Origin of the sequence: Arenibacter flavimaris (genome assembly GCF_030291335.1) — a bacterium.
Classification (GTDB): Bacteria; Bacteroidota; Bacteroidia; order Flavobacteriales; family Flavobacteriaceae; genus Arenibacter.
The window spans coordinates 1-14,651 of record NZ_JASWIM010000063.1; the positions used below are offsets into that span (position 1 = coordinate 1).

Annotated in this window: 10 protein-coding genes and 1 pseudogene; 2 read left to right on the forward strand and 9 right to left on the reverse strand. The window is 41.2% G+C overall.

The window, feature by feature from the left end:
• Both QSE00_RS25410 and QSE00_RS24440 read left to right on the forward strand, forming a co-directional pair.
• Positions 1-98: pseudogene (locus tag QSE00_RS25410) on the forward strand (IS982 family transposase); the annotation flags it as partial.
• Between the two features lie 159 nt (positions 99-257).
• On the forward strand, positions 258-2,363 hold the full coding sequence (locus tag QSE00_RS24440) for an alpha-L-rhamnosidase-related protein (protein WP_286107902.1): 2,106 nt from the start codon (positions 258-260) through the stop codon (positions 2,361-2,363).
• A gap of 29 nt (positions 2,364-2,392) precedes the next feature.
• On the opposite strand, the gene QSE00_RS24445 is transcribed toward QSE00_RS24440, so the two are convergent.
• The 9 genes from QSE00_RS24445 to QSE00_RS24485 form a co-directional block, all read right to left on the reverse strand.
• The gene (locus QSE00_RS24445) at positions 2,393-3,832 is read right to left on the reverse strand and encodes a sulfatase family protein (RefSeq protein ID WP_286107903.1); all 1,440 of its coding nucleotides are present in this window, start codon (positions 3,830-3,832) and stop codon (positions 2,393-2,395) included.
• A 621-nt stretch (positions 3,833-4,453) separates the two neighbouring features.
• A complete protein-coding gene (locus QSE00_RS24450; protein WP_286107904.1) occupies positions 4,454-6,340 on the reverse strand; it encodes a cytochrome-c peroxidase in 1,887 nt (628 codons plus the stop codon).
• A gap of 131 nt (positions 6,341-6,471) precedes the next feature.
• Positions 6,472-8,142 carry a metallophosphoesterase gene (locus QSE00_RS24455; RefSeq protein WP_286107905.1) on the reverse strand — a complete coding sequence of 557 codons (1,671 nt, stop codon included), beginning with the start codon at positions 8,140-8,142 and terminating at the stop codon, positions 6,472-6,474.
• Entirely contained in the window at positions 8,139-9,008 is an 870-nt protein-coding gene (locus QSE00_RS24460; RefSeq protein ID WP_286107906.1) for a tetratricopeptide repeat protein, read from the reverse strand. Before QSE00_RS24460 ends, QSE00_RS24455 begins: the two co-directional genes overlap by 4 nt.
• A gap of 637 nt (positions 9,009-9,645) precedes the next feature.
• Complete coding sequence (locus QSE00_RS24465) at positions 9,646-10,227, reverse strand: MiaE family protein (protein WP_110357318.1); 582 nt, start codon at positions 10,225-10,227, stop codon at positions 9,646-9,648.
• Positions 10,228-10,358: 131 nt separating this feature from the next.
• Entirely contained in the window at positions 10,359-11,303 is a 945-nt protein-coding gene (locus QSE00_RS24470) for an alpha/beta fold hydrolase (protein WP_286107907.1), read from the reverse strand.
• Positions 11,304-11,596: 293 nt separating this feature from the next.
• The gene (gene asnA / locus QSE00_RS24475) at positions 11,597-12,640 is read right to left on the reverse strand and encodes an aspartate--ammonia ligase (RefSeq protein ID WP_110357320.1); all 1,044 of its coding nucleotides are present in this window, start codon (positions 12,638-12,640) and stop codon (positions 11,597-11,599) included.
• A 373-nt stretch (positions 12,641-13,013) separates the two neighbouring features.
• Entirely contained in the window at positions 13,014-13,472 is a 459-nt protein-coding gene (locus QSE00_RS24480) for an META domain-containing protein (protein WP_286107908.1), read from the reverse strand.
• A 747-nt stretch (positions 13,473-14,219) separates the two neighbouring features.
• Positions 14,220-14,498 (reverse strand): hypothetical protein, encoded by a 279-nt coding sequence (locus QSE00_RS24485; protein ID WP_286107909.1) that lies wholly within the window; start codon positions 14,496-14,498, stop codon positions 14,220-14,222.
• Positions 14,499-14,651: the final 153 nt, after the last annotated feature.

Consider the following 14,651-nt stretch of genomic DNA (forward strand, 5'->3'; position numbering starts at 1 on the left):
GAAACTTCATCACAAATATGGTTTCCGGACTCATTGCATATGCCTTTTACCCAACAAAACCAAACATCAATATAGACAACCTTCAAAGAATTGGATAGTCCTTATATCGAACTCACGTTAATTTAAAAGAGGATCCAAAGGAGATCAACAATCTGGCAAAAGATTCAAAATATGCCAGTACACTGGAATCGTTTCGAAAAAAAACGAACAGCCTTATACTTGAACTTTCCGACGATTATTCCCAAGGTCCCTCCAATTTGATCATTGAATGGATAAGAAACACAGCCGGGGTAAGCATTATTGACCCCAAGCCGGAATACGGCTGGGTAGTACCTGAAGGTGCTGTAGCGCAATCGGCCTATCAAATATTGGTGGCTTCCTCCGAAGAAAATATAAATAACAACATAGGGAATGTCTGGAACAGTGGACAAATAAGATCCAATACCTCAACGGAAATAGAACACGGGGGAACCCCGTTAAAAAGTGGTAGTACCTACTATTGGAAAGTGCGCATATGGGACCAGGACAATCGACTTTCAAGATATTCCAAAACCCAGGCTTTTACCATGGGTAGCCCCAAAGCTAGCATAACGACACCTAACAGTTTTCAAATAGATAGAATAAGTCCTGCCCAATTTGAGAAAAGAGGTGACACCTATTTTATCGATTTCGGAAAAGCGGCCTTCTCTACCATCGATTTTACCTACAACGCCAAAGCCGATCATACCCTGACGTTCCACATAGGAGAACAATTGGAGGGCGAAAACATTAACAGGACCCCCTTTAAAAAAAGCCATATTAGGTATCAGAAAATTGAGGTAGCGGTGACACCCAAACAAACCTACTATCAACTTCCAATCAAACCGGACACACGCAATACCCTGCCTGGCAAAGCAGTACCGTTACCGGACGGCTTTCCTGTCTTAATGCCATTCCGTTATGCGGAAGTAGAAGGGGCCCAAGAACCCTTGACCGCCGATAATTTCACGCAATTGGCCCACCACAGTTATTGGGAGGATAATGCCAGTAACTTCAACAGTTCCAATGATATATTGAATCAGGTTTGGGATTTATGTAAATACTCCATTAAGGCCACTACTTTTAACGGGCTATACGTAGATGGGGACCGGGAGCGTATCCCATACGAGGCCGATGCCTATTTAAATCAATTGAGCCATTATACCACCGATCGGGAATATGCGATTGCAAGGCAGACCATAGAATATTTTATGGAACATCCCACATGGCCTACCGAATGGCAACAACATGTGGCACTTATGTTCCATGCCGATTATATGTACACCGGCAACACAGAACTCATACAGAAATACTACGATCAGTTAAAATACAAAACCCTTTATGAGCTCGCCAACGAAGATGGTCTAATAACCTCTACAAAGATGACCCCGGAATTAATGGCCCATCTTGGATTTCCTAAAACCATGAAGGAGACTTTTAGGGATATTGTGGATTGGCCCTCAGCAGGCTGGGGCGGGGATCCTACCAACAAAGGAGAGCGTGACGGTTATGTATTTAAGGATTACAATACGGTAGTGAATGCATTTTACTATCAGAACATGAAAATTATGGCCGAATTTGCCCAGGTATTGGGCAAAACACAAGAGGCTTTGGATTTTAAATTAAGGGCCTTGAAGGCAAAAAAGGCCTTCAATGAAAAAATGTTCGATGCCAAAAGGGGGATTTACATTGATGGGATAGGCACGGACCACGCCTCCTTACATGCCAATATGATGCCCTTGGCTTTCAATATGGTGCCCGAAGAACATTTAGGATCGGTTGTGGAGTTCGTGAAATCGAGGGGAATGGCCTGTAGCGTTTATGGTTCCCAATATTTAATGGATGGTCTTTACAACGCCGGCGCGGAAGATTATGCCTTGGATCTATTGACCGATACCAGTGACAGAAGTTGGTACAATATGATCCGCATCGGCTCTACCATTACCTTGGAAGCCTGGGATTTAAAGTATAAGAATAATCTAGATTGGAACCATGCTTGGGGGGCGGTCCCTGCCAATGCCATTCCGCGTGGACTGTGGGGAATCCAACCCAAAATCCCTGGTTTTGGCATTGCCACCATTAAACCGCAGATGGGCCATTTAAAGAATAGCACCATTGAAGTCCCTACCATCAAAGGAACCATTAAGGCAAGCTATACCTACGCCAATCCCAGATTGCAATTGTACACCATTGAAATTCCTGCGAATATGGTTGCCGAATTTGAAATGCCCCCCGCACCTGGAAAAGAGCTAATGCACAACGGAAAAAAAGTAGCGTCGGCCTTTGGCTCGGTTCGGTTGGAGCCCGGCAAGCATGAAATAAAAATGGTGATCAATTCCTTTTAATATATTCAAGGGAAAGATCCACTACCGTCTTAATGGGTGTAAGGAACCGTACCCGTTTCATCTACGGGATATCCCCACTTTTTAATATATTCCATTCCAGGAAGAAATTCATCCCCGGTTTCTTTCAATCGTTGGGACAGCTGTATTTCCAACTCGTCCTGCAAAGTAGTATAGCCTTCGTTACCTACCAGATTGAACAATTGGTATGGATCGTTTACATTGTCGAAAAGCAACCAGGGGCCGTTCAAATCACGGGCATAGGTATATTGAAGGGTCTTAATGGCCCTGTACTCCCTTCCGCCATGTTTTACTTTATTCCATTGCCCAAAGGGCTGTACACAGGTTAACAAGGTAGCATGCCCTATTTTTTCTTTCCCTTCCATATAAGGCCTATAATCCAATCCTTCCACAGTACTGGGGATGGATATATTACACAAACTTAGGAGGGTGGGCATGATATCTTCCGAATTCATTAAAGCATCCCTATCTCCCACAGCAATATTTAGTTTTTCTGGCAGGTAATAAAGCATGGGCACCCTGGCCGACTCCTCATAGGGTTGCTGCTTTTTGTAAGCACCCTGGGAGCCCAGGAGATCCCCATGATCTGCCGTGAATACAATGATCGTATTATCCATTTGCCCCGAATCCTTTAGGTTTTTTATCAGTTTGCCTATCATATCATCCAGTGCAGCTATATGGGCATAATACCCTGCCAAATCCTTTTTTACCCGTTCTTTAAGGCTATCCGGAACATTTCTACGAAGTTGGATCTTTTCTGGATCAAATCGGTTTCTATATTCCAAAGGGGCCGTATGATAGGGCGCATGCGGTGTGCCATAGGAAAGGATCATCATAAACGGATTCTTGACCGACTTGTGTTCCTTGATATAGTCGATGGCAGCCTCGGTCTGCTCAAAGGTGTCATAGCCGTCCCATGTTTTTCTTTTGGGGTCCTCATTGTCATAGTAGACGGATTTGTTGTAATCATGGGTACATTCGTTCCCTTTCCAGAACTGGAAACCCTGCCTCCTATTGCCAGGGACCACATTCTGTAGCCTCCCATGTCCATCCAAGTGCCATTTGCCAATGTATCCGGTATCATAACCTTCTTTGTTGAAGACTTTTGCTATGGTTACCGCATTGGTATCCAACTGTACATCATTCATAAATACCCCATGGGTCAAGGGGCGTTGCCCGGTCAAGAGCGATGCCCTAAACGGAGAGCATACGGGCATCCCGGAAACGGCATTTTTAAAATTGACACTTATGGCCGCCAAACTGTCCAGATGAGGAGTGTCTACATTGGGATCGCCTGCATAGCCTGTAGCCTGGGCCCTCCATTGGTCGGTTAGAAGCACCAGCACGTTAGGTTTCGAGGTGTCCTGGGTTTCTTTGCTTTTCTCTTTTTCTGCACAGCTCCCTAGGAAGAGTATACCTAATAAAATGATTAAACACTGGCTTTTTTTCATGCTGTTGGTACTAATTTATAGGATTGGATGCCAGGAGGCCTCAAACCTATTTCCTGGATTGTTTAAAATTAACACATAGTTTTGGAACGCATGGGCATATTCAAACACAAACCTGGAAATGAGGTTGATTATTCCGTTAGTTGGGACAAGGAAAGAATTAATTGTAATAATCCCAAAAATTGTTTTTGAATTTTGTCCGAGAAGTTAAATGTTAGACAGAACTTCTTGCGTTGTGAAGATGGTATGTCTGCACCCTGAACCTGCCTTATTGGAGGTAAACCCGCAATGACGACACCAAGGGTTCCTTCCCTTAGATAAGCCTGTCCCGCGTTTTCCGCGGGAGGACAAGGTGGATCCTCCGCGAGATGCGGAGGAGACGGAAGGGATTGATAGCCCAGGTCCTCGGGAGGGGACTATAGATAGTGTTTGGGTTGAAACACACCCCTAACCTCCCGCTAAAAAGCGGGACAGGCTCTCTCAAGAGGGGAATCTGTTTGTCGCCAATAAGTCTAGGATCTAGATTCTAGGTTCTGCCTTCTCACTACTACCTTACAACTTCAATTTCGATCAAGCTCAATCTCCACAAGGACTTTCAACTTTTAAACATTGAACATAAACCAATTAATCACCCCTACCCCCATACTCCGGTACATCCGATAGGGTTTCCATAAAGGCAATAATATCCTCCATTTCCTGCTGGGTCAAATTCAAGGGTGTTTCGGGCAAGGTTTGATTTTCCACCTTCAAGCCCATTCCTGCGCCTCCTCCTAGGTTGTAGAAGGCCAACACATCATCCAAAGTAGCAAATAATCCGTTGTGCATATAAGGTGCTGTAAACGCTACATTTCTGACCGTTACCGTTTTGAACGAATTTTTCAAAAAGGGACGATTATCCAGTTTTAGACCATTGCCCATGCGTCCCAAATCCGTATCCAACTTAGGGACTATGGAATCAAATCCCTGGGTAATACCCAAGACCTCCGATTCCGATTCCAGATAAAAAGGAGGAACGGTACCATTAAAGACCGGTGCAAAATGACAACTTCCGCAGGCCGCCTTCCCCATAAACAGGTTAAATCCCCTTTTGGCATTCTCGGGATACTCCTTGGTTTCGTTCCGCACATATTTATCGAAGGGACTATTAAAGGATTTTAAAGAGTTTACATAGGCCGCAATGGCATTGCTAATGGAACGCTGATTGATATCCTCCTTGGCTATCCCTCCATAAGCCTCTTTAAATAGCTCATTATAAACGTTATTTTTATTGAGCTTATTGATAATCGCATCAAAATTGGTATTGAACTCCAAATCGTTATCGATAACGTGTATCACCTGTTTTTCTAAATCCAAGGCGCGCATGTCCCAAAAATATCTTGTGGAATAGCCCGCATCTATCAAGGTTGGGGCATTTCGTGCCGTAAAAACCCCTTTTTGATTAGATACACTTTTGGGCAAGCCATCTGAAAAACCTTTGTTGGGGTTATGGCAGCTTATACAGGCCATGACATTATCCTTGGAAAGCTGGGGATCCCGGAACAACAATTTCCCCAAGGCTATGGTCTTGGGGTTGTCCAAAGGCTGATATACCAGTTCCGAATAAAAATCGGTGTTGAGAAAATCAATGTCGAATATATTCTTGGCCTTGTAGTTTTGGGCATGCTTTTTATACGGCTCCAGCACAATCTTGTTTACATTCTGAAATTCCAACAAGGCCGCATATAAGGGGTTGACCACCTCCTTTAAAAAGGCCAGCCTATCAAACTCATTAAAAGTGGTATGGGCATTTAATTTCTTCCTCCCCTTGGCAAAGTGTTCTTTGATGGCTTCAAATTGGGCCCTGGCTTCTGGGGCCATCCCGGATTCAAAATACAGAAATGTAGTTTCCATACTTTTCCACCCCGTAATACTTTCCTTCAACCCACTTACAGACCCTGGAGTATCATATCCCGTTAGTCCCAGCGTAAAGATCCTAACGATGCCGGACCGGATACACTCAATAATCTGGCTCGACTTTAAATGAACCGGTAAATGTATTTTCGCTATAAAATCTACCCGCTCCTTGAGTCCGTTGGCCAATACTTGTAGGTGCTGTAAATTTTCATTGGAAGCTTCCCCATAAACGGCCTCATCCAATGCCTGCAAACCGCCAGGGGGAATCACTTTTTCGGCTTCAAAATACTCACTTACCTTGGGCAATGGTGCGCCATTGATATAAGTGGTATTGTAGGAGGTTTGGTAATAATCAAAAATAAATTCGATCTCCTTATAACCCAATCTGGTCTTATCCACCTGTCTTTTCAACCCCTCCCATTCGTTTACGGAGGTTGCCCTATTGACAAGGGCTGCCAATGAATCCACTTCCCTTTGAAACTTGTAAAAATTGGCCGTGTATAAGGCTGCTACTTTTTCCGGAAGCGTATCCTTCTGGTCTGGAATTGCCATTTGCGTCCCGGACAACATCAATAGACAAATTAAAAAAACTCCCAATAAAATGCTTGTCTTCTTCATTTTCAACAACCGCTTTTTACCATTCTATGGACTTTTTAACACTGCTAACCTTCTCTTTCCTCTATGGGGCCAGCCCTTACTTGGGATATTATTGTAGGCCATTCCCACAGCCCGATTTTGGCCAAATTATTCTATTCTATGGTAATGGACTCGGTATACGCTTTTTGATTTGTAATGACTTCAATAACATACAGGCCTTTTGGCAGCTTGCCTACATTGATGGTTTTCCTTCTACTTTTCTTCACCAATTTCCCTATGTTGTTATAGAATTTGACTTTCTTTAGTTTATCGTTTTTATCCACATCAAGCCTTACCAAATCCTTGTCGGCATCATACAATAGTCCAGCACTTTTTTGTCCGGATGCATTTCTATCCGTATTCAGTACCCTAGCTGATTTGTTGATAGTGAAATAGTCGTCTATGCCATCATTATCCCTTATAAACTTTACGGTCAGGTTCTGCCCTCCCCTACCGTCATCTTCCACTTCCATAACACAGGAGCCCAATTGGTTCAGGGACACGGACATGGCCTGGTGATTTAGGTCGCCCCCGGATATTTTACCGGCAGAGCCCGTGGTTATATAAACGGCACCCTCGGCAGCCGTATTGGCTTTTTGGTAGGCACCATTGCTATCCACTTTCCCGTCCCCATAGCCATTGGATCCAACGGTATGGCCACCCTTTGAAATATTATCCGGGTTAAAAGTGTTGGCAAAGCCATAATGTCCGTTCAAGAAATACGAGCGTTCGTAAGAATGGCTATGCCCGTTTAGGATAAGGTCCACTCCGTTGGCCTCCATCATGGGCATAAAGTTTTGTCGCATTTCAATAAGTCGGTCTTCTGTATCGGAGTCATGGGACCCTTTGGTATATACTGGATGATGAAACAGGGTCACGATCCAATCCTGTTTGGTGTTTTGAATATCGGCCTTGGTCCAGTTGTACATGGCACCCCCAACTTCGCGACTGGTATGATGGGAATCCAAGATTATAAAGTGGATATTGGCGTAATCAAAGGAATAATAGGCCTCTGTCCCAGAGGCAATCCCTCCGGCCTGTGCAGCGGTAGGGAAGGTAAATATATCATAATAGGGACCGGATTGTGTAGCCGAATCGGCCGACTTCCCATCATGGTTTCCCAAGCAGGACCATGCCACGGATTTTTTAAGCATATCGTCATAAATGTCGAACAAAGCGTTCTGATACTGCTCATCCGTGCCACTGCCATAGGCGTTATCCCCTAAGAACAACATCATATCGGTCTTACCCGAATTCTTGGGTGCTGCGTCCACATAATCGTAATAGGCATCCCGTACGTTTCGCTGATTGTTATTGGCCGTACCGGCATCACCCAAAATCCATGCCCTTACAAACTGTTTGGTACCTGCTTTAGGGGCTGTTATAATGTACATCTCGCCGGAAACACTTTCGGAAAGTACACCAGCTTTATTGCCGATATTGAAATAATATTTGGTGTTGGGGCTTAAACCCGAAAGAGCGACTTCGTGCTCGGTGGTTACATTATTGCTGCTAGCCTTCTTCGATAACGATTTTAATGATTTTCCGTAATGCACCACGGATTCAGTAGCGAAATCCGTTCTCCATTTTACCACTACGGACGTTGGGGTACCACTTTGTAAGTAAGGCCCCCTTACAACAGTTACCGAAGTGGAATGCTGTGGATGGCTTACAGGCATGGTTACCGCAACATCACTTACATTGGGAAGATCTACATGCGAGGTTTGGGAAAATGAATACACTGAACTTAGTGCAACTAGTAAAAAGGTACTTTTTTTAATCATGATTTTTGGTTGTTAAGGGAGCTTTCCAGGCTTTTTATTTGTTCTTTTAATTCTATTACGGGACCCATATTTTTAAACTTGGTATCCAATTGCTCAACGGCAACCGTAGCCAGTTTTAAGGAGATGAAGGCCTCATGGGGTTTATGTATTTCCGCCAAATACTTTGCTTTTTTAAAATACCAGAATTCATTTCTGCTGTATTCAAGGATAAAGTAATTGTACTGTTCCAAGGCCTTTTCTGTTAGACCGGCATCTTTTAAGTAGTCCAATTTTTTAAGTTGGAGCGATATGGTATGCGGGCCAAGTTGGTCCAGGCCATATTCGATGGCCTTCAAGGCAGCCTTATAGTTTTTGTTGTTTTCGGCAAGAATGATGTTGCAGTATTCCAATACATCCTCGGGCCGAATGTCCTTCATGTTAAGGATAACAGTACGGTAGCCCTCCAAGGATTTTTTGTACGATTTAAGATTGAAGTGTATTTGAGCCTGCAATTTTTTTGCACTTAGGTCCATGCTATCCAATTCCAAATAGGAATTTATACTTTGCAGGGCCTCCTGGTAGGCTTTGGTTAAAAAGTGCACCTCCGCAATTTGGTAATATAGGGCTTTGTTGGAATTTCCCATGGATTGGGACTTAAGGTAATCTTCCAGGGCATTATCGTACTCCATGTGCTGTTGATACAGCAACCCTCTTTCATAGTACAGTTCAGAATTGTCCGGATCTTCGGATATAGCAATGGTTTTTTCCGCTATCCGCATACTTAGATCCCCATGGGCCAACAGTGGCATGGACAGCGATAACATCAGGATTATAAGTAGCGTTCTTTTCTTCATTAAAGGTAGATACCCCTTGTTTTTAAAAATCATTCAATTGGTCAATATAACAACCTTTTTCCAAAACCGCCATAATAAGGCATAATTTATAAGAAGGTTGCCGTTATGGGCGGACAATTTTAAGGATTGTACTCCCCATTTGGTTTTATTTCTCAATTTATGATAGAATATTATCAATTTTTAAGGACGATAATACTCCCTTATCAAACGTATTGAAACAATATTAAATGTGTTTTTCCAGCACGTTAATTTTTTGTTAAAACAGAAAAAGGAGAACGAACCAATCTCCATTAATATCCCTCCCCAAAAACAAAAAAATTATCAATATTGAATCTTATAAACCGGAAATATTTGCTGGGACAATATGGCACATGTGGTACCCCAACCTTATTAAAACTAATTTCAATCTCAACATACCCTTATCCGTGAATTAAACAAAACCTTAATATTCCTTTGCGGATCTAATTATCAAATTTATAGGGAAATCAATATAGCATTTAAGAATAATTTGAATTTTTGAAATGGTAGAATAGTTTGGCTAAAAATATCAAGAAAGAGCAGGGGATTAACAATGAGACACTTACTTGGATATAAGCGTTATAAGTAACGAGCGCCAAACAACAATAGGACAAACGCAATAAGGTTGTATCCTTGGCAACGCTACATTATTCTAACCGTGGATTGTTTCTTCCTTTCCATAATTTTTTATCACTTCAGCTTCAAATTCAACAAGCTCTTGCCAGCGTTGGTCTACATCTATATTTTGGCCGTATTTGCGGGCAAAACCAATAAAAGTGGTGTAATGGCCTGCTTCGCTGATCATTAAATCGTGGTAAAATTTTGAAAGCTCAGGGTCCTTTATTTCATTTGACAGCAACTTAAATCGTTCACAGCTTCTCGCTTCGATCATAGCTGAAAATAAGAGCCTATCTACCATCGCTTTAAGTCTACTTCCCCCTACATTCATAAATTTATAAAGCTCGTTAACATAGCTATCCTTGCGCTCTCTGCCCAAGGTGTAACCGCGCTTCTTAATGAGATCATGCACCATCTGAAAATGTTCCAGTTCTTCCTGGGCCAAAAGGAGCAAATCGGTGACCAAATCCGGGTATTCTGAATTAAGTGTAATAATAGTGATCGCATTGGTCGCCGCCTTTTGTTCGCACCACGCATGATCTGTTAGTATTTCTTCTATGTTTTTTTCAACAATATTAACCCAACGCGGGTCTGTTGCCAATTTTAAATGGAGCATGGGCCAATGTTTTTGTAAAAGTAGCAATAAGCTGTATAAAAAATCATATAAACTTACCCCTGCCCAAAATGTACCTTTATGTACAGCGTATCTGCGTTAGACAATTTTTATACTCCTCTTTGAAAGTTTACTTAAGGGATACTTAAAAACTCCAGCATTTTTTTATTTACCGTTTCTGCCTGATCCATAGATAAAAAATGTCCTGCATTGTGTACAACCTCCCCCTTTCCTTTTGGCAACATATTGGCAATTTCTACCGTTCTTTTTTCATTGATCATATCGTCATCCCCAATTAACACCAAAACAGGCATTTGTAAGGATGTTAGTTCGTCATTGGAAAAAGGTTTCATACTGGTGACAAATTTGTTTTCGGACTCCAATTCAGTACCCAGTTTGTATTGCTTCAGGTAGGCCTCTTTGATATTGGCCACATTGGCCGACATGCTTTTTAGGCTTTGCTCCATTTGTTTTTCCTTGGAAGAAAATATCCTGACAATATTTTTTAATAAATCCGTACTTGGCTTGATCCATGTAAAGGTTTGGGCCGGACTTAACAACACTAGGCTTTTTATCCTTTTCTGATCGTTTAACGCTAGGTTCACCGCCAACCATCCTCCCCGGGAAGCACCAATGAGATGAAAGCTGTCCAACTCCAGGGCAAATAAAACTTCCTTATACCAGTCGGTCACTTTTTCCACACTTTCAATATCTTTATACAAATACGATTTTCCTGCTTCCAAAATAAAGTCGATCGCAAACACCCTATGGTTTTTGGTCAAGGATTCTATATTTGGATACCACATGGTAGAGCTGGCGTTCATTCCGTGAAGCAACACCGCCGGATCTGCATTTTTAGGGCCACATACAATAACATGGGCTATTCCGTTGGTGGTAGGAATATATAATTCCTCAAAAGGGACCTTCCACAATTTTAAGGTTTCGTCATAAGCTTCAAAATAGGCTGCATTTGCAGCAGATGGCTTTGTAATATATTCCGGTGGATTTTTATACTTATCGTATTGGTCGGTACAACCAACACCAAAAACAAAAACAGTAAGCAAAAGCAATAGTCTCATAGAATGCAATATACATTGGATAAATCCCAAAAGCGGTTTGTGAATAGGATAAAGATAGAATAAACTAAGCTGGCGTTCGTGTTTTGTTCATTTTTTGCATCGCCCAAATGCGTAGCATTCATGAATACCATTAAAAATCAATAGACCAGCCGATGAATAAAAAAAGAACCTAAGTACCCAAACAAAACTACTACACTTAAATGTGCCGTCAATTACGAATTTTGATTAAAATAAAAATGGCTACCAAAAAGTATTGGCAGCCATTGTAAATGGTATATTAAAGGGTGGGGTTCCTAGAAAAGAATGGGTATGTTCCCTTGCTTACATTCTTCAATCATTTCTTCGGGCCAGATACTGGTCTGAATCTCACCAATATGCGCTTTTTTCAGGAAGAACATACATAGACGGGATTGGCCTATACCTCCTCCTATGGATAATGGCAGTTCATCATTTAAAAGCATCTTATGCCACATTAATTCTTTTCTGTCTTCCGCACCTTCAATTAGCAATTGTCTATTGAGTGCTTCCTTATCAACGCGGATTCCCATAGATGAAAGCTCCAAGGCATCTTCAAGCATAGGGTTCCACAGAAGGATATCGCCATTTAACCCCTTTAAACCGTTTTCGGTTTCGGTACTCCAGTCGTCATAATCCGGAGCCCTTCCATCATGCTTTTTCCCTTCTGGGAGTAGTCCTCCAATTCCCATAACAAACACGGCACCATACTTTTTAGCAGCTTCCAATTCCCTTTCCTTGCAGCTAAGCTTAGGATACTGTTCTGCCAATTCCTCTGTATGGATGAAGGTAATTTCTTCCGGAAGTACAGGTTTTAAATGGGGATAGCGCTCGTATACAACATATTCTACCCTTCTAAAAATGCTATATATTTTTCTTACAATATATTTTAGGAAGTCAATGGATCTTTCTTCTTTAGAAATCACCCTTTCCCAATCCCACTGATCTACATAAATGGAATGTATATTTGAAAAAACTTCATCCGGACGCAATGCATTCATATCTGTATATACACCGTAGCCCGACTCAATTCCTAATTGGGCCAAAGCAAGTCTTTTCCATTTGGCAAGCGAATGTACAATTTCAGCTTCGGCATCATCCATACTTTTTATGGGAAAGGTAACTGGACGTTCTACGCCACTAAGGTCATCATTAATTCCAGATCCTTTTTTTACGAACAAAGGAGCCGTGATTCTTCTCAATCTCAATTCGGATGATAGACTAAGTTCAAAAAAGTCTTTGATCAACTTAATTGCTTGTTCTGTCTCTTGCATATTTAATTGCGGATGATATCCTTTCGGGATTTGTAATTTATAATCCATTCTATGTTACCTTTTATAAGATCATTAGCGACCTGCCTGATTATTATTGAAAATTAAAACGCAAAAGTGCAATAAATAGAAAGAATATCAAAACAGTGTTAAGTGTTAAATAAGGAAGTTGTAAGGACTGCCCCCTACACCACAGTAATCACCATTCAAGGCCTTTACAAAAGAAAAGCGATCATAGTCTGGTAAGAAAATTGGTTCCTTGTCCATCCTGAAAATTTAAGGTGCTAAGAAACTTACGATTTATTTTGGAACCCACTTTTCCACTTGATCCATGGTACGTCCAAAGTCGGGAGACATCGCACAGCTAGTTCAAAGTCAGGAGACTTTGCACAGCTGGTTTTTTTAATCATTAAAAACATATGTCCTAATTCCGCTCAAACACAATTATATTTTTCCTGCTGTTATAATAAATCAATAGGTTTGAGTTTTTAATTTCAAATTTTTGGGCCGATCCAATACTAAATAATTTTGTCCATTCAGGTTCATTAATATAGGTAGTCATAATTGGTCCAATGGATATATCTCCATTCTTTTGAATTGTGTATTCCCCATTGTAGGCATTGGAAACCGAAATTCCAGAAACAGTTCCTTTTCCATTGTTATCGGGTGCCGTAAAGTTTGTTGTAATGTCTCCATTATTGATATCAGGCCAGGTATTGTCCTCCGATTTAGTAATTTTTTTATTCCCGTCCATAAAGTAGATAACTTTCCAACTACCCGCCAAATCATATGAGATATCATCGTTTTCCTTTGAGCAACTATTGCATAAAAATAGTGTCACTACTAAAAATGCCAAATTTTTGATTGTAGAATAGGTTCTCATACACCATTTATTTAAAAATATAGACGCTAAATACCCCGTATGGTTGCGTAGAATAGGTATTTTACTTACTACCAACACCTATATACAACAACAAGTTCTGTATTTTTTACAAGTCCAATTTAGTAAATCCATTATGTTGATCTGCCATGCCGGTTGGTTTGCACTCCACCCCTATTAAGTATAGAATTGGACATCCCCGGAAAGTTTGAACTGACCCTTATATAGAAATGGGGTCCATGCCAAGGAATTGTTCCTATTTGACTCCCAGTACTATCATTTTCCTATAAAATACCAAACGAACTTTTAACAGTAACTTTGCCTAAAACCAAAGTAAATGGGCCAACAACTAAAAAGGAACAAAAGTTTCCCCTTGCCCCTTTTCCAACAAAACTAACTAACTCAATGCTTCTATTCTTTTGGTTCGTTTCCTTCATTGCTACAAATTATGGCCATGTGGAGGAGCTATTGTATTTAAGGTGAATACAGGCAGTTCAAGGTCTTCACTTAATCGATCATTTTTTCAATTAAGATTCCAATATGCCTTTTTTACGGTTGCACTGTGCACTACATAATTATGGTAGTGGGCGCGGTCATACCCTTCCAAAATAGACTTGACATGTCTAATTATACCACTAAACTCTTGGATTTTCCAATCCCTAAAAGCCCAATGCCCCGAAAAATGTATTATAATAACTGTAAAATATCCCTGAAGAAAACCTTAAGGAATACTACAATTATCATTACTGCTCAATACTGGCACCTAGTAGAAATATTCTTAAGTTCTTGAACACTTTCGGCCACAACCTCTAATTCCCTAAATGCATAACTGGGATGTAGGGTATCTACCTCAACTGCAAAAAAGCCTTTATAATTTACGTCCACCAGCAACTGCGCGATCCGTTGGTTATCAATAAGCCCATGTCCCGTGGGGACACAGGAGAAAAAATACCAATCATTGACAGACACTCCTTTAACGGGAAGCATGTCCTTCTTGGAGAAGGCTACAACACAACCTTGATCTTTCATTTCAATAATTGTGCAAATTCTTTAAGAAGAATTACTAGTGATGCGTTAACTTTTTAAAATTTTATTCAATCCCTTTATACACGGGGAATTAAAAGCGTTCTTTGATTTTTTGATTTGATTTGGCGGATATCTTGGCGGTTTGTTAAAATGACC